This window comes from Clostridiales bacterium (assembly GCA_017569285.1).
Classification (GTDB): Bacteria; Bacillota; Clostridia; order Christensenellales; family Aristaeellaceae; genus Aristaeella.
On the sequence record CP069419.1, the window covers coordinates 1,990,211 to 2,006,796 of the forward strand.

General features: G+C 57.4%; 19 protein-coding genes. 16 read left to right on the forward strand and 3 right to left on the reverse strand.

The window, feature by feature from the left end; all coding sequences use genetic code 11:
• Positions 1 to 2 precede the first annotated feature (2 nt).
• Complete coding sequence (locus tag JNO48_08630) at positions 3 to 317, reverse strand: helix-turn-helix transcriptional regulator (protein ID QTE67274.1); 315 nt, start codon at positions 315 to 317, stop codon at positions 3 to 5.
• 171 nt (positions 318 to 488) lie between these two features.
• On the opposite strand from JNO48_08630, the gene JNO48_08635 reads away from it, so the two are divergent.
• The 14 genes from JNO48_08635 (at position 489) to trpS (ending at position 13,053) form a co-directional block, all read left to right on the forward strand.
• The gene (locus JNO48_08635) at positions 489 to 1,091 is read left to right on the forward strand and encodes an AAA family ATPase (GenBank protein ID QTE67275.1); all 603 of its coding nucleotides are present in this window, start codon (positions 489 to 491) and stop codon (positions 1,089 to 1,091) included.
• Between the two features lie 8 nt (positions 1,092 to 1,099).
• Complete coding sequence (locus JNO48_08640; GenBank protein ID QTE67276.1) at positions 1,100 to 1,873, forward strand: nucleotidyltransferase domain-containing protein; 774 nt, start codon at positions 1,100 to 1,102, stop codon at positions 1,871 to 1,873.
• Positions 1,874 to 2,163: 290 nt separating this feature from the next.
• On the forward strand, positions 2,164 to 3,126 hold the full coding sequence (locus JNO48_08645) for a P1 family peptidase (GenBank protein QTE69725.1): 963 nt from the start codon (positions 2,164 to 2,166) through the stop codon (positions 3,124 to 3,126).
• 118 nt (positions 3,127 to 3,244) lie between these two features.
• Positions 3,245 to 4,033: a protein-ADP-ribose hydrolase gene (locus JNO48_08650; GenBank protein ID QTE67277.1), complete on the forward strand. Its 789-nt coding sequence runs from the start codon at positions 3,245 to 3,247 to the stop codon at positions 4,031 to 4,033.
• Between the two features lies 1 nt (position 4,034).
• Positions 4,035 to 4,919 carry a Sir2 silent information regulator family NAD-dependent deacetylase gene (locus tag JNO48_08655; protein QTE67278.1) on the forward strand — a complete coding sequence of 295 codons (885 nt, stop codon included), beginning with the start codon at positions 4,035 to 4,037 and terminating at the stop codon, positions 4,917 to 4,919.
• The gene (locus JNO48_08660) at positions 4,916 to 5,857 is read left to right on the forward strand and encodes a DUF1848 domain-containing protein (protein QTE67279.1); all 942 of its coding nucleotides are present in this window, start codon (positions 4,916 to 4,918) and stop codon (positions 5,855 to 5,857) included. The genes JNO48_08655 and JNO48_08660 overlap by 4 nt, the downstream gene beginning before the upstream one ends.
• Positions 5,858 to 5,951: 94 nt before the next feature.
• Complete coding sequence (locus tag JNO48_08665) at positions 5,952 to 7,499, forward strand: sigma-70 family RNA polymerase sigma factor (protein ID QTE67280.1); 1,548 nt, start codon at positions 5,952 to 5,954, stop codon at positions 7,497 to 7,499.
• Positions 7,500 to 7,600: 101 nt separating this feature from the next.
• Positions 7,601 to 8,422, forward strand: coding sequence for a class I SAM-dependent methyltransferase (locus tag JNO48_08670; protein QTE67281.1), 822 nt, complete (start codon positions 7,601 to 7,603; stop codon positions 8,420 to 8,422).
• Positions 8,423 to 8,470: 48 nt separating this feature from the next.
• Positions 8,471 to 8,842 (forward strand): hypothetical protein, encoded by a 372-nt coding sequence (locus tag JNO48_08675; protein ID QTE69726.1) that lies wholly within the window; start codon positions 8,471 to 8,473, stop codon positions 8,840 to 8,842.
• 46 nt (positions 8,843 to 8,888) lie between these two features.
• The gene (locus JNO48_08680) at positions 8,889 to 9,437 is read left to right on the forward strand and encodes a GNAT family N-acetyltransferase (protein QTE67282.1); all 549 of its coding nucleotides are present in this window, start codon (positions 8,889 to 8,891) and stop codon (positions 9,435 to 9,437) included.
• A gap of 51 nt (positions 9,438 to 9,488) precedes the next feature.
• Complete coding sequence (locus JNO48_08685) at positions 9,489 to 10,085, forward strand: 2-dehydropantoate 2-reductase (protein QTE67283.1); 597 nt, start codon at positions 9,489 to 9,491, stop codon at positions 10,083 to 10,085.
• 53 nt (positions 10,086 to 10,138) lie between these two features.
• Positions 10,139 to 10,960 carry a YdcF family protein gene (locus tag JNO48_08690; GenBank protein QTE67284.1) on the forward strand — a complete coding sequence of 274 codons (822 nt, stop codon included), beginning with the start codon at positions 10,139 to 10,141 and terminating at the stop codon, positions 10,958 to 10,960.
• An 84-nt stretch (positions 10,961 to 11,044) separates the two neighbouring features.
• Positions 11,045 to 11,842, forward strand: coding sequence for a GNAT family N-acetyltransferase (locus tag JNO48_08695; protein ID QTE67285.1), 798 nt, complete (start codon positions 11,045 to 11,047; stop codon positions 11,840 to 11,842).
• A gap of 110 nt (positions 11,843 to 11,952) precedes the next feature.
• Positions 11,953 to 13,053: a tryptophan--tRNA ligase gene (gene trpS / locus JNO48_08700; protein QTE67286.1), complete on the forward strand. Its 1,101-nt coding sequence runs from the start codon at positions 11,953 to 11,955 to the stop codon at positions 13,051 to 13,053.
• A gap of 72 nt (positions 13,054 to 13,125) precedes the next feature.
• Here the strand turns inward: trpS and JNO48_08705 are convergent, their stop codons facing one another.
• Complete coding sequence (locus tag JNO48_08705) at positions 13,126 to 13,749, reverse strand: hypothetical protein (GenBank protein QTE67287.1); 624 nt, start codon at positions 13,747 to 13,749, stop codon at positions 13,126 to 13,128.
• Positions 13,750 to 14,089: 340 nt separating this feature from the next.
• On the opposite strand from JNO48_08705, the gene JNO48_08710 reads away from it, so the two are divergent.
• On the forward strand, positions 14,090 to 14,878 hold the full coding sequence (locus JNO48_08710) for a class I SAM-dependent methyltransferase (GenBank protein QTE67288.1): 789 nt from the start codon (positions 14,090 to 14,092) through the stop codon (positions 14,876 to 14,878).
• Between the two features lie 57 nt (positions 14,879 to 14,935).
• Here the strand turns inward: JNO48_08710 and JNO48_08715 are convergent, their stop codons facing one another.
• Positions 14,936 to 15,841, reverse strand: a complete 906-nt coding sequence (locus JNO48_08715; protein QTE67289.1) for an EamA family transporter — start codon at positions 15,839 to 15,841, stop codon at positions 14,936 to 14,938.
• A 180-nt stretch (positions 15,842 to 16,021) separates the two neighbouring features.
• Here JNO48_08715 and JNO48_08720 point away from each other — a divergent pair, with 180 nt between their 5' ends.
• On the forward strand, positions 16,022 to 16,459 hold the full coding sequence (locus JNO48_08720; GenBank protein ID QTE69727.1) for an Rrf2 family transcriptional regulator: 438 nt from the start codon (positions 16,022 to 16,024) through the stop codon (positions 16,457 to 16,459).
• Positions 16,460 to 16,586: the final 127 nt, after the last annotated feature.

Genomic DNA, 16,586 nt, shown 5'->3' on the forward strand with positions numbered 1-16,586 from the left:
CTTTATTCCTCCGCCAATACTCTCTCTCCGTTGTCCGCAAGCTCCCGCAGGCGCGCCACCTCTCCGCGCAGTACCTGCATCCCTTTCTCCGTCAGTTTATATTCCTTGCGCCGGCTTTCATCCTCTGCCGGGAGCTGGATAATCCAGCCCTTTGAGCACAGCGCGTTCAGGGCGCCGTACAGCGTTCCGGCCGCCAGGTGAACCCGCCCACGGGACAGCTCCTCCGTCAGCTGCATAATGCCGTAGCCATGCCGGGGCCGGACCAGGGACAGGAGAATGTAGTAGGTGGATTCTGTCAACGCAAATCCGTCTGCCATGTTCTCACCTCATTCATTGGTTGATATATCGTCAACCGATATATCGTAATTGGATTATATCGCCAGCCGATATAAATGTCAAGCATTTTATACAGGATTTTTTCCGGCGCGCGGCGAATAACAGAAAAATTCATATTCCGGCGCTGCCGGGAGGATCCGAGGTGAAGGGAAATGGCGAACCTGATTGTGGTATGCGGCCCCCAGGCGGTGGGAAAGATGACCGTGGCGGAGAGCCTGCGGGACAAGCTCCGGTATAACATGATGATGAATCACGACAGCATTGAACTGTCGGACCGGATCTTCGGCTTTGCCACGCCGGCCCAGAAGGAACTCAACGAGGATATCCGGGAGAAGGTATTCGCACTGGCGGTCAAGCATAATGTGGACCTGATCTTTACTTATGTCTGCGCGTTTGACGAGCCGGAGGAGCGGGAGTACCTGACCGGGCTGAAGGACATGTTTGAGAAGGACGGCGGTCATTTCTACTTCATTGAGCTTTCCGCCGATCTTGAAACCCGCATCGCACGGAACGAGACGCCGCACCGGATGGAGCGGAAAGCCTCCAAGCTGGACGTGGCCTGGAGCAGGGCAGACCTCCTGAGGAGCGACGCACGGTACCGGCTGAATACATCGGAGGGTGAAACCTGGTTTGAAAACCACCTGAAGATCGACAATACCCGTCTGGAACCGGATCAGGTTGCGGACAGGGTGATCGAGGAGTACCACCTGGTGCCGAACGAAAAGGATGAGAAGGAATACCGCTACGGCGTGTGAGGAATGAAATGAAAAACGCGATTGACGCGATGGTGAATGAGATCGTCCGGATCATGGACGGGGATGTATACGGCATCTGGCTGTACGGAAGCGTGGTGATGGATGATTTCCGGGCGGGATGGAGCGATATTGATTTTGTCGCGCTGACTTGCGGGGAAATCTCCGAAACCCGGGCGGAACAGCTGCTGACGCTCCGGCAGCAGATGCTGGAGAAAGAACCGGACAACCCGTATTACCGTTCTTTTGAGGGGGTCATTGCAAACCTGGATGAATACCGGGAAGGAAAGTTCCGCCGGCTGGTCTACTGGGGAACCAGCGGCCAGCGGGTGACGGACCGGTATGAACCGGATACCTTTTGCGCCTTCGAACTGGCGAAGTACGGCAAGCCGGTCTATGGCGGAAAACCGTGGATCCTGCCGGCACCCGGCCGGGAAGAACTGATCCGGGCGGTCCGGGCACATTATGAATCCATCCGGAAGTACGCGGCGCAGACGAATGAATCGCTCTATTCCTGCGGCTGGCTGCTGGATATCGCCCGGTGTATCTATACGCTGCGGACCGGGAATGTGGTTTCCAAGACACAGGCGGGCATCCGGGCGCTGGAGGAGCACCTCTTTCCGGATGAGGCGCCGCTGCGGAAGACGGTTGAAATCCGGCAGGATCCGCAGGCTTTCAGGGACCGGGATGACGTGAAGCAGTGGCTGAAGGGCCTGGGACCGGTGGTGCAGCAGTACGCGGACGTACTGGAGGCGGAACTCCACAGCGTATCCGCCTGCGGGTGAGCCGGATGCTTCTGTGAAGGGAACCGGGAATTGTTTGAACGGCGGTATCGGGACAGGACTCCCGGTACCGTTTTTTTGTGCCGGATTTTGTTTTCAGTTTCCGGGGATTCATGGTATGATGGAAAAAAGAAATGAACCGCATGGAACAGGATCAACAACCGGCACAGGCCGGAGCAGGAACAAGGGAGTGGATGGAAATGTCCGGCAGATTATCCGGAAGGCTTCCGGCTGTTTTACTGGCGGTGCTGCTCCTGGCGGGCGGCATGAATGTTTCCAAAGGAGAATCACAGATGGAAATACCGATCACTGATATCCGGCCGGTCCGGATCGGGCAGGCGGAGAACACCGAAGCGGGCACCGGATGTACGGTGCTGATCTGTGAAAACGGAATGGCGGCCGGCCTGGATGTGCGGGGCGGCGGCCCGGCATCCCGGGAAAGCCAGCTCCTGAACCCGCTGATGGCAGCGCAGACCGTCCACGCGGTGGTCCTTTCCGGGGGAAGCGCCTACGGCCTGGGCACAGCCAACGGCGTGATGCAGTACCTGGAGGAAAAGGGATACGGCTATGATACGGGATTCGCGCTGGTGCCCCTGGTGGCCCAGGCGGATATCTATGACCTGTCCGTGGGCGACGCGAAGGTTCGTCCTGATGCCGCCATGGGATATGAGGCGGCCCGGAATGCCTTTGAAAACCCGAACTACCGGGACGGCAATTACGGCGTTGGCTGCGGGGCAACGGTCGGGAAGATTGCCGGAATGGAAACCTGCATGAAGTCGGGAATCGGCAGCTATGCCATTCAGCTGGGTGAACTGCAGGTCGGGGCAGTGGTCGTTGTGAACGCCCTGGGCGATGTATACGACTGGAAAACCGGGGAACAGGTTGCCGGCCTGCTCTCGGAAGACCGGAAGTCCATGCGGAGCACGTCGGAATATATGAAACAGTCCGTCGCGGCGGTGGAGAACAAATTTACGGGAAACACCACCCTGGCGGTGATCATCACCAACGCGAAGTTCAATAAAACCCAGCTGTGCAAGATCGCCGGCATGGGCCATGACGGGATGGCGCGGGCAATCCGGCCGGTCCATACTTCCGCGGACGGGGACAGCATCTACGCGCTGTCGGTTGGGGAAGTGGAAGCGGACCAGGACCTGGTGGGCCTGCTGGCGGCGGAAGTGATCAGCGAGGCGATTATCCGGGCGGTGGAGAACGCGGAAAGCGCGTACGGATATCCTTCGGCCGCGGAGCTGAAGTGAAACAGGACAGGCCGGAAAGCAGCGGAGATGGACAAATGCTGAATAAAACGGGACAGCCGGTCATCAAAACCATGGAGCATGGAAAACCGGACCGCCGGAGAAAGGTGCGTGAGGGCGAATGAACCAGCAGGAAAGATGCCTGTGGCTGATCCGCACCCTGCTGGATGAAACGCCGCAGTACAGGGACATAGCGGTTCCGCTGGGTGCCGAACGAAGATGGCAGCTGCTCCGCAGCCTGATGAACGTCCGTCCGCCGATGCCGGTAACGGATGAGTTCCTCTGTGTACAGGATGAATTCCTGAAGGAAATGACCGCGGAGAAAGGTATTACGGACGGGGAAAGCCTGCATGCATGCCCCGGCGATCCGCATCTGGTGCTCTGGCAGGGGGATATCACGACCCTCCGGTGCGATGCCATCGTCAACGCGGCGAACAGCCGGATGCTGGGCTGCTTTTCCCCCTGCCACGGCTGTATCGACAATATCATCCATACCATGAGCGGGGTGCAGCTCCGCCTGGCCTGTGATGAGCTGATGCGCGCACAGGGGTATGAGGAACCCACGGGACAGGCAAAGATCACCCCCGGGTTCAACCTGCCGGCCCGGTATGTGCTGCATACGGTCGGCCCGATTATCGACGATGAAGTGACCGCGGGGGATGAGGCGCTGCTGGCTTCCTGCTACCGTTCCTGTCTGGAGCTGGCGGGACAGAACAGCCTGCAGTCCGTCGCGTTCTGCTGCATTTCCACCGGTGTCTTCCGCTTCCCACCGGACCGCGCGGCCGGAATCGCGGTTAGGACGGTAAAGGAATTCCTGCAGGGAGAGACAAGCGTCCGGCGCGTGATTTTCAATGTGTTTAAGGATAGCGACCTGGCAATTTACCGGGAACTGCTGGCACAGGGAGAATAATATGGATGAAAAAGTATTGCGGCTGAAGGAAGCAATTGAAACGGCGGATGCCGTGATCATCGGGGCCGGCGCGGGGCTTTCCACCGCCGCCGGGTTTGTGTATACCGGCGAACGGTTTGACCGGTACTTCAGCGATTTCAGCCGGAAGTACGGTTTCCGGGATATGTATTCGGGCGGATTCTTCCCGTATCCGTCCCCGGCGGAATTCTGGGCATACTGGAGCCGGTATATCTGGATCAACCGGTATATGGATGCGCCGAAATCCACCTATAGCGACCTGTACCGGCTTGTGAAGAACAAGGATTATTTTGTCCTTACGACCAATGTGGACCACTGCTTCCAGAAGGCCGGCTTTGACAAGAAACGGCTTTTCTACACCCAGGGGGACTACGGCCTTTTCCAGTGCACAGAGCCCTGCTGCCGAAAGACCTGGGACAATGAGGACACGATCCGGAAGATGATCCTCGCGCAGGGATATACCATCGGGGAAAACAATGAACTGAGCCTCCCTGAAGGCACGGAAGCCGGAATGGCTGTTCCGGAGGAACTGCTGCCGAAGTGCCCGAACTGCGGGCGGCCGCTGACCATGAACCTCCGCTCGGACAGCAAATTCGTGGAGGATGAAGGCTGGCAGGCGGCGGCTGTGGAATATGAAGCCTGGCTGACACAGCACCGGGACCGGAAGGTGGTTTACCTGGAGATCGGCGTCGGCTACAATACGCCCGGAATCATCAAATACAGCTTCTGGCAGGAGGTTTACCGGAACAAAAACGCGGTGTATGCCTGCCTGAACATGGAGGAAGACCGGGTACCGGAGGAAATTGCCGGGCGGTCGATCCTCATCGGCGGGGATTCGGCCCGGGTCATTGCGGAGCTGGTATCATGATCATCAATACAGGACAGCGTACGGATATTCCGGCCTTCTATTCGGAATGGTTTGCCAACCGGCTGAAGGCCGGTTTTGTGCTGGTCCGCAATCCGTACAATCCCATTTCCGTAACCCGGTACCGGCTTTCCCCGGACGTGGTGGATCTGATCGGTTTCTGCACGAAGAACCCGGCGCCCATGCTGCCGAAGATGGACCTGCTGCGGGATTACGGGCAGTACTGGTATGTCACCATTACGCCGTACGGGAAGGAAATCGAGCCGCGGGTTCCGGACAAGCGGGAAGTACTGGAAAGCTTCCGGCAGCTCTCGGAAATCGTCGGGCCGGAACGCATCGGGTGGCGGTATGATCCGGTGTTCATCAGTGATGCGTACCCGGCGGAAAGGCATATCCGGGCTTTTGAGTATATGGCCAAAGCCCTGGAGGGATATACGCATACGGCGGTGATCAGCTTTGTGGACCTGTATGAGAAAACAAAGCGGAATTTCCCGGAGGTGCGGCCGGTGGATCCGGAGCAGCGCCTGCTGCTGGGAAAAGCGTTTACAGAAACCGGCCGGCAGTACGGCATGACGATCCGGCCCTGCGGCGAAGGAGACGAGCTGGCACAGTTCGGCGCGGACTGCGGGGGATGCATGACCGTTGCCATGTATGAACAGGCGCTGGGCCGGCGCCTGAAGGTGCCGAAATTCGTCCCCGCCCGGAAGGAATGCGCCTGCTATCTCGGTGGGGATATCGGGGCATACAACACCTGCGGCCACCTGTGCCGGTATTGCTATGCGAACTACGACGCGGAAACCGTGCGCAGGAACATGGCGGCGCATGATCCGCAGTCCCCGATGCTGACCGGACACCTGATGCCGGGAGACCAGGTGCATGAGGCCCGGCAGGAAAGCTGGATTGATCCGCAGATCTCCATGGACGATATGCCGGGACTGTGACCGAAAAAAAAATTTTTTGAAAGGGCCCTAACCGATTCCCTCATCCGGACATTATACGTATGGAAGCTTCCAGAAAAGGGAAAGGATTTTGAACATGACTGCCGGAATGAATGACGAACAGATCGAACGGATGTCCAGGACGATGTTCCGCTTCTGCCTGTCCAGGACAGGCTCCTACCATGATGCGGAGGATCTCGCCCAGGAAATCCTGCTCATCGCCTGCAGGGCGGATCATCATTTTGAGGATGAGAAGGCCTTCTGCGCGTTTGTCTGGAAAACTGCCGGGAATATCCTGAAGAGCTGGTACCGCCGTCAGGCCGGACAGCACACGGAGGAGCCGGATGAAAACCTGCCGGATCACCGGGCTGAGGAGCTGGAGGAGCAGGCGCAGGACCATGAGCAGGTGCAGAAAATCCTCCGTGAGATGACCCGGCTTTCCTCCGATTACCGCCGCGTCATGGTGGCGTATTACATGGACGGAAAACCGGTCCGGGAGATCGCCGCAAACCTTTCCCTGTCCGAGAGCATGGTGAAATACCTGCTGTTCCAGTCGAGAAAGCACATTCGGGAGGGAATCAATATGGAAAAAGAACTGGGAAGACTGAGCTATGACCCTGTGGACCTGACCCTGATCTTCTGGGGCGGAAAATGCCGGTATTACGAGATCTTCCGGAATAACCGCCTGAGGCAGAATATTGTGATGGCCTGCTATTATGACAGGCTGACCGAGGAGCAGCTGAGCCTGCAGCTCGGCGTTCCGACCGCCTACCTGGAGGAAGACCTGAAAAAGCTCCTGGAATACGACCTGCTGAAGAAAAAGGGCCTGGCGTACCAGAGCAATATCGTGATTATTACCCGGAAGGAACTGGAAGCGGTCCGCCGGTACAACGAGGCGGACCTGAAGGAGATTGCATCCGGGATCCGGGAGTTTGTGGACGGAAACATGGAGAAAATCCGCGCGCTGGGATTTTACGGGAGCGACATGCCTGCCAATTCCATCAAGTGGATGCTTGTTTCGCTGATCCTGCGCTTGGCCTATGTGGATATGCTGCAGGGCGATATGAAGCTGGATTATCCGACGGACTGTTTCGGTGATGCCTGCTTCCGCTTCCTGATGGAGCTGGAAAAGGATGATCCGTATTTCATGGGCATTTCATCCTGTGTGGTTGACGGAAACGCCCTCTTCTTCTGGGATGTGCCGCTCAACGGGGAAATGCTGCACCCGGCGGCCAGCACCTCCCGGGCCAATATGCTGATGTCGCTGACAGATTCACAGCCGGAAACGGACGGCGACCGGCTGATCTGCGCGGAGCTGGTGGAAGCCGGCCTGGCGAGGAAAACGGATGCAGGAATCCTGCCGAACTTCCCCTGTCTGGACGCGGCGCAGGGCAGCACACTGAACGAAATGATCCGGCCGGTCGCATGGGAGATCTGCGGAAACGCGAAGCGCCGTGCCGGCGGTATTGCCGGGATCATGGCGGAGCATGCACCGGAGCACCTGGCGGATTACGCCGCGAAGCTCCCCGTGCTGTGCCAGATGCAGGAGGCGGAGGAAATCATGCGGATGCTCTGCGAAAGCGGATGGCTTCTCCCGGCGAGGGAGGGCATGTCGGCCACTACCGTGATCATGAAAAACAAATAAAGCCGTTGAACCGGGTATGCGGCGGGGATTGTGAATCCCCGCTTTTTCTGATATGATCGGAGCACGACAGTTGTCTATTTTTTTATACTCCGGAGGATATAATGGAATTCTATCCCACAGATGACCTGAAGGAATCCCGGGCGGGATCCGGTATCAATGACCGGGAAACGGTCAAAGCCCAGTATAAAACGGCGGAAAAGCTGGATATCCGGATTTCGATCCACAGCAGGTATTCCACCAACAAGCAGGGCTTCGGAAACTGGATTGCCTCGCATTACGATATCCGGGACGGGATGTCCGTGCTGGAGCTGGGATGCGGAACGGGGGATATGTGGACCGGAAAGCAGGAAACCATCCGCCGCTGCTCCCGGCTGATCCTTTCGGATTTTTCCGAAGGCATGCTGGAGAAGGCGAAGGAAACGCTCCGGGATTATGAGGGAATCGAATACCGGGTGATTGATATCCAGGATATTCCGTTCAAAGACGGGGAATTCGATCTCGTGATTGCCAATATGATGCTGTACCATGTGCCGGATCTGCAGAAGGGACTCCGGGAGGTCCGGCGGGTGCTGAAGGAAAACGGAACATTCTGCTGCGCGACCTTCGGCGAACACGGGATGATGGAGTACATCTCCGGCCTGTTCAGCGCCGGCAGCAATCCGGGCGGAAGCGGCAGCAGCTTTACGCTGCAGAACGGCGGGGAGAAGCTCCGGACGGTGTTTCCGGACGTCCGGGAGCTGCGGTATGAGGATTCGCTCGAGGTCACGGATGTGGAGGACATGGTGGACTATATCAAGTCCCTGACCGGGATGTCGGAACTGAGAAAGCTTCCCCGGGAGGAAATCCGGTCGGTGCTGGAAGCGAACATGCGCGACGGAATCCTGCATGTGCCGAAGGAATACGGAATGTTTATTGCCTGCTGAGCGGGGATACGGAAAGGAAACGGAGGATTCAGGATGCGGGAACCGGATATGGATACGCTGGTATTCTTCAGCGGACATCCGGATGCGCTGGAATTGTACCGGGTTTTTGAGGATCTTCTGTACCGTGAATTTCCCTGTGTCAACCGGCGCGTACAGAAGACGCAGATCACCTTTTACAACCGGCATGTTTTTGCGTGTGTTTCCTTTGCGCGGGTGAAGAAGAAGGCGGAGCTGCCGGAAGGGTACCTGGTCATCACGATCGGGCTGCCTGCACCGCTGGAGTCACCGCGCATCGCGGTGAAAACCGAACCGTATCCCAACCGGTGGACGCATCATATTGTCATCAGCCGGCCGGAGGAACTGGACGGGGAACTGACAGACTGGATCCGGGCGTCCTATGATTTTGCGGAAGCAAAATGAAGGATTGCTTCCGGACGGAAATAAAGGAGTCGGAGGAAAGAACCATATGATCTATCCTGCGGAGAACATGACACTGAAGGACGGAAGGCAGTGCGCGATCCGTTCGGCGGAGCCGGAAGACGCGCCGCGCATGACGCGGTATATGAAGATCATGCTGGGCGAGACGCCGTTCCTCCTGCGCACCCCGGAGGAATTTACCATTACGGAGGAACGGGAAGCGGAAATCCTGGCCGGGCGCCGGGACGATCCCCGCAGCCTGATGCTGGTGGCGGAAGTGGACGGGGAGATTGCCGCCTGTGCCGATGTGCAGTCCCATGGCGCCCAGAGCCGCCGGTTCCACCGTGCGGAGCTGGGAATTTCCGTACGGAAGGATTACTGGCGCCTGGGAATCGGCTCCGCGATGATGGAGCGGCTGATTGCTTTTGCCCGGCAGGCCGCCTTCGAGCAGATCGAGCTGACGGTGGAATCAAAGAACTACCGGGCGCTGCCCCTGTACCACAAATACGGGTTTGTGATCTACGGAACCCGGCCGCATGGGCTGAAATATCCGGACGGCAGCTATGACAATGACTACCTGATGATCAAAATGCTGTAACCATGCCGGCAATGCCGGTTCCTGCGCGACACGGTAAGGAAGTGGAATACGGTGAATATTTACGTGGATTTTGACGACTGCCTGTGTGAGTCCGGGAAGTTTTTTTCCGGACTGGTCCGGGAGATGTTCGGGCTGGACGTGCCGTATGAAAAGATGCGGTACTTCAACCTCCAGCAGGCTTTCGGCCTGACGGATGAACAGTACCGGCAGCTGCTGGTGAAAGGCCATGAGCCGGAGCTGCTCCTTTCCTATGAGGAGACGCCGGGAGCATCGGACGTAATCAATGAGTGGATTCGGAAGGGACATGACGTATCGATTATCACCGGCCGCCCGTACAGCTCGTATGAGGCATCCCGCCTTTGGCTGGACCGGCATGGAATGCAGGATGCCCGGATGCTGATCATGGACAAATACGGCCGGGAAACCGCCGCCCGGAAAGAGGATTACATCCTGGATCCCGAAGACTATTACCGGATGAAGTTTGATTATGCGGTGGAGGATTCGCCTTCGGCCTTCCGGTTTTTCGACCACCTGCCGCAGCTGAAGGTGCTGGTGTTTGACCGGCCGTGGAACCGGACGGCGGAGCTTCCGGACAACTATACCCGGTGCCGCGGCTGGGAGGAAATCCGGGCGAACGCGGCGGGGTAAACGTAACGGAAGATGTTTTGACAGACGAGTGTTGATCGGGGGAGGAAACGGAAATGAAAAATGGCTGGATTGCATTTGTTCTCGCGCTTTGCCTGGCGGCTGGCGGGATTGCTTCCGCTGCGGCACAGGCCCCGGTGCAGCCGCTGATTGAGCGGGTGGTGGTTTCCTACGCGGATTCCGGGACGATCGATGAGAAGGCGCTGGCAGAACTGACCGCCCTGGACCCGGAACTTGGGAAGAAATGGACGTTGATCATGCACCTTTGGGAAGCGCCGGTGGATGTCTGCCCCCGGCTTTCGGACGACCTGCCCGGTGATGATTCACTGTGCCTGGTGGCACTGGGTTTTCAGCTGAACCCGGATGGTACCATGCGGGAAGAACTGATTGAACGGCTGAAGGTGCTGCTTGCGGCAGCCGAACAGTATCCGCAGGCGCTGATCGTATGTACGGGCGGCGGGACGGCGGCCGATGATCCGGCTGCCACCGAAGCGGGGCGGATGGCCGAATGGCTGAAAGCGCAGGGAGTGGATCCTGCCCGGATCATTGTGGAGGATCATTCCCTGACAACGGCCCAGAATGCCATCTTTACCTTTGACATCCTGGAGGAACGGTTTCCGCAGGTAAAACAGCTGGCAATCATTTCCAGCGATTACCATATCGCGACAGGGGCGCTGCTGTTCGGCGCGGAAATGATCCTGCGGGACAGCGATATTGAAATCGCCGGGAATGCCGCCTGGAACGCGCCGTCCGGCACACTGTCCGCCATGTTCCAGGCCGGAGCGCTGATTGAGCTTTCCGGGGACGTGGAAACCGCCTTTGAAATCTATTATGATACGTATGATATTCATGAACTCCCGCCGCTGCCCGCGGACTGAAGATGAAATGGGAAGCACGCCGGCAGAACGGGTGCCTGACCGTCCGGCAGGGGTAAGATTAATGATGTTTAATCGGAGGAATATATGGATACTTTTGTCAATGAAAAGGACTTTGAGCTGCTGGCACAGGACCGGTATACCTTCGCGGTGCTGGACCGGATTCTGCGAGGCAGCTGTGAACTGATCCGGACCAACCACCGGGACCTGATCATGTGCCATTCGGAGCATCCGTATCCGGTATGGATCTGGACCCCGGACGGATGCGCGGATGCGGTGAAGGAACAGGCATGGGAACAGGCAAAGGAACTGCGTCCGTTCACGTCCGGGAATAAGTACAATATCAAGCATGAGCTGGCTGAATACTTCCTGGAAAAAGCCGGGAAGGAGAACCTGGATATCGGAATCTCCATGCAGCTGTTCGCGTATGACTGCCCGGTTTCTGTCCGGCCGGACTGCCCGACAGACGGGGAACTGTACTGCTGCACCCAGGAGGACCTGGAAGAGGCGGTGTCCATCATGTCGAGCTTCCATGATGCGATCGGAGAGAAACCGGCAACGGAAAACCGCATCCGGGAAAAGGCGCAGATGTTTATTGACGATCATGCGTTCTTCTTCTGGAAAAACGCGGAGGGACAGATTGCGGCCTGCTGCTCCTACCGCTGCAACCAGGGGCTCGGCTGCATAGGCAGCGTATATACCCGGCCGGAATACCGCCGGAGGCATTACGCGCAGCACATGGTTTATGAGGTTACCGAAAAGATCCGGGAGCGGGGATTTATGCCCATGCTCTATACCGATGCGGGGTACGCAGCGTCCAATGCCTGCTATGAGAAGATCGGGTATGTGCTGCGGGGCCGGCTGTGCACCGTGGCGATGGCCTGAAACACAAAAAATACGCCTTCGGGGCCTTAACCCCTTTTGGATTCCGTCATTTCGTGGTATATTGGCATGGTCATCTTTTCAATCGGATTATCTTTCTTGGAGGAATGAAAATGAAGAACATTATCCTGACAGGGGATCGTCCCACCGGGCGGCTGCACCTCGGTCATTATGTCGGCTCCCTGAAGCGCCGCGTGGAACTGCAGAATTCCGGAAAGTTCGACGAGATCAATATCCTGATCGCGGACGACCAGGCGCTGACGGATAATGCCGACAATCCCGGCAAGATCCGGGAGAATATTATCAACGTGGTGCTGGATTACCTGAGCGTCGGCCTGGATCCGGAAAAGACCACCATCTGCGTGCAGAGCGCCCTGCCGGCCCTGCATGCGCTGACCTTCTACTACCTGAACCTGGTGACCACCGCCAGGCTGAGCCGGAACCCCACCGTGAAGGCGGAAATCCAGATGCGCGGCTTTGCCGATGAAGGCCTCCCGGCTGGATTTTTCTGCTATCCCGTGTCCCAGGCGGCGGACATCACCGCCTTTGACGCGACGGTCGTGCCGGTGGGCGAGGACCAGCTGCCGATGATTGAACAGACGCGGGAAATCGTGGAGAAGTTCAACAAAATCTACGGCGAGACCCTGGTGCTTCCCAAGGCGATGATTCCCGAAAACGAAACCCAGCGGCGCCTGCCCGGTGTGGATGGCAAGGCGAAGATGAGCAAGAGCCTGGGCAACTGCATTTACCTGTCCGACGACGCGAAGACGGTGAAGAAGCAGGTCAACGGCAAGATGTTCACCGACCCGCAGCACCTGCAGATTTCCGATCCCGGCCATACGGAAGGCAACGTGGTATTCACCTACCTGGACGCCTTCTGCACGGATGAGCACTTCGCGGAGTTCCTGCCGGATTACGCGAACCTGGAGGAAATGAAGGAGCATTACCGCCGCGGCGGCCTGGGAGACGGCACCTGCAAGAAGTTCCTGATCAATATCCTGGAAGAAACCCTGAGCCCCATCCGCGCGGAGCGGGCCAAATGGGAAAACGATATCGACTCTGTGTACGATATCATCCAGGCCGGTACCCTGAAAGCGCAGGAAACGACCAACGCCACGCTGGCGCGGGTCCGGAAGGCGATGCGGATCAACTATTTCGATGACCGTGGGATTATCAAAGAGTGGGATAAAATGCTGAAGGCCGCGAAGCAGTAACCCCGGAAGGGACTGCCGGAACGCAGCAAAAAAGACCGCCGTGGAAACGGCGGCCTTTTTGCATGTTTGTTTTTACTGCGCCACGTCGAAGTCCTGGTGGATCCGCACGATCTCCAGGTTTTCATTCAGCTCGATGATGGTGGCGTAATAATCAAAGCCGATGCTGGTCTCTTCCTTCTCCGCCTTGATCTTCAGGATATCCGCCAGGCCCTGGGTGACCACGGCTTCCGGGTTTTCCGGGTCGGAGGCGTCCTCATACACGATGCCTTCGGCTGCGGGAAGATACAGCAGCGCGAACGCGTGCATGAAGCGCCGGTCATCATCCGTGCTCATGGCGATCATATCGTCATCACCGACCTGGGTGAACACGATTTCGGTTCCGTCTTCCGTGGTGACCAGGATATCCCCGGTATCTTCCTCCTCGGTCTTTTCCTTTACCGTGTATACCTGCCCGCCGGCCAGGAGCGTGTCTCCTGCGGCCAGCTTTTCGACATCCTCAATATCGAAGCAGTCATCCGTGTACAGGAGGACGGCAAATGTTCTGTCGGTTTCATTGTATTCGCCGACGGTCGCGTTGACCACCATGCCGGCAAGGCCTTCAAATTCATCCTGGTCCGGCAGAACCGTCTTCGCGAGCGCGGCGGATGCGGACAGGGCAAGTGCAAGGATCAGGATCAGGGAAATCAGTTTCTTCATGGGAAAGCCTCCTTCGGTTTCAGTGTTCCGGACAAATAACGACAGGGGCAGGCGGTTTGTTCCCGCCCGGCGGGACTTTGGTCCTGCCGGCGTCCTGATTATATACCCTCCGGCCGGAAAAATTAACTTTGGCACAAGGTTGCGGCCCGGGGATAGAAGACAGGAATACCGTCTTTTTTTGTCTATGGGAATATGGTATGATTTGGAAGTATATTCTGATGAACACCGTATTTCCGGGGGGAAGACTGCCTGCGCAGGCTGACCGAGCCGGTCGGTTTCCGGAGCAGCATGGAATACCGGCTGAAGACGGCGTATTCAGGAAAAAGGAGGGTGGAGCGGAATGAGCAGCAGGGAAGAAATCGTATGCGGCTTTTACGGACAGGGAGATGAGGACAGCCGACTGAAACGGAGCCGCCACGGCCAGCTGGAGTACTTCACCACCATGGCATATATCCACCGCTATGCAAATCCGAACTCCAGGGTGCTGGAAGTCGGCGCGGGCACCGGCCGGTATTCCATTGCGCTGGCGAAGGAGGGCATGCGTGTTTCCGCGGTGGAGCTGGTGGAGGAAAACCTTGCGGTCCTGCGGGAAAACAGCCGGAGAATGGACAATATCGAGTCCTTTCAGGGCGATGCCGTCGACCTGGGCCGGTTCGCGGACAACACCTTTGATGTGACGCTGGTCCTGGGTCCCATGTACCACATCTATGAACCGAAAGACGTAAACAGCGCCCTCGATGAAGCCATCCGCGTGACAAAGCCGGGCGGAGTGATCCTGTTCGCGTTCATTTCAGTGTTCGGCATCATGTACGCGAACTATTTCCAGGGCAACTGGGCGGCCGGCCAGGAGGAGAACTTCGACGCGGATTACAGGATCCGCCATTTCAAGGAACAGCTGTTCACCGGATATGACGTGCCGGAGTTTGAACAGCTGTTTGAAAGCAAGCCTGTTGAATGGATCACGACGGCAGGAACGGACGGAATGGTGGAATCCATCGAAGACCGGGAGGATTTCCGGATTCCGGATGAGGACTTTGAGGCGTTTGCCGCCTGGTACCTGCATTTTGCCGAGAAGCGGGAACTGCTGGGAGCGACGAATCATCTGCTGTATATCTGCCGGAAGAAATAAAAAACCGAACGGAGGGACGGTTCCTTTCGTTCGGTAAAACCACGCAGGCGGAAAAGATTATTCCGCCTGTTTTCTTTTTCCCCGGATATTCAGGAGGATGACGGCGGAGAGGATCAGGATGATTCCGATCCCGGAGACGAGGGTCAGCTTCTCGGAGAAGAACAGGATTCCGACCAGGGTTGCCACCATCGGTTCAATCGTCGCGAGAATGCCGGCCCGGCTGGCTTCCACGGTGTTCAGGCCGAGCGTGTAGGCCAGGAAGGGAATGACGGCGGTCACCAGGGCGGTAAGGCCGCAGTCGAGCAGCAGCGGAAGCAGGTCCGGCGCGGCGCTGAATTTCGCGGTCATATCCGCCGGTCCGCAGACCAGCCAGGAACCGGCGGCCGCAAACAGGAAAGCATAGGCGGTCACTTTATAGGGGGAATACTTCCGGAGGGCAACTGTCCCTAGGATACTGTACAGGCCGTAGCCGATACCGGAGCCCAGGCCGACCAGCAGGCCGGTGAGGGTGATCCCTTCGCCGGAAATCCCGGAAACCAGCACACAGCCGGCAAAGGCCAGCGCCAGGGCCAGCAGTTTTTTTCCGTTCAGCTTTTCCCGGAAGAACAGGACGGACATCAGCATGATCCAGATCGGGGAGGTATAGAGCAGGATGGCCGCGGTGGACAGCGGCATCATCGTGATGGCGGTGAAGTAGCAGACTGTAAAGAAAAGGATGCTTCCGAAGCCCAGGGCCAGGAATAGGGGAAGGTCCCGAAGCGCGATCCGGAAGCCGGAACGGTCTTTGATCAGCAGCAGGATGCTGAAGAACAGCGCAGCAAGCGTCACGCGGATGCAGACAATCTGGGCGGAGGTGAAGCCGTATGTTCCGAGCTGCCGGACAAAGATTCCCATGCTGCCCCAGAAGCAGCCCGCCAGGATAATCAGCAGGGGACCGATATTCCGTTTGTTCTTCTCCGCCATTTCAGCAATCACCGAAACCTTTCATTACATTCCCGGATATTATGCATGAACCGGTTACCGATTTCAACTGTGAAAAAAGCAAATTCCATTGATGCCGGAATGCCCGGCAGCCGCGGCTTCCGCTTGTACTCCTATAAAATCCATGGTAATATTGGGTTACAGGATTGCGAGGTAATGCATATGAAGATTTCCACCAAAGGCCGCTATGCCCTCCGCATGCTGCTCGATCTCGCGGAGCATCAGCAGAACGGCTTTATTTCCCTGAACGAGGTCGCGAAACGCCAGGATATTTCCAAGAAATACCTGGAGCAGATCATCCCGATTTTCAACAACACCGACGTGCTGCGGACCAGCCGCGGCCCCCAGGGCGGCTATATGCTGGCCAAATCTCCCGACAAATATACCGTCGGAGAAATCCTGCGCATTACGGAGGGCTCTCTGGCCCCGGTGGACTGCGCCGCCCAGGATCCGGTCGAGTGCGCCCGCGGCGCTGAATGCGTGATGCTTCCGGTATGGCAGGGACTGAACAAGGTGATTAATGATTACCTGGACAGTATCACCCTGCAGGATATCCTGGACAGGGAACAGGACCGGTACGCGAACGACTATATCATCTGACCGGGTTCTGGGACATTATTCATTTGTTTTCTTTTCCATTTCAGAGATCAGCCGGTGAAAAACACCGGCGCTTTTTTCTGCCCAAAAAGAGAAGAATGTGGTATGATAGGGGATAGAAACTGACTGG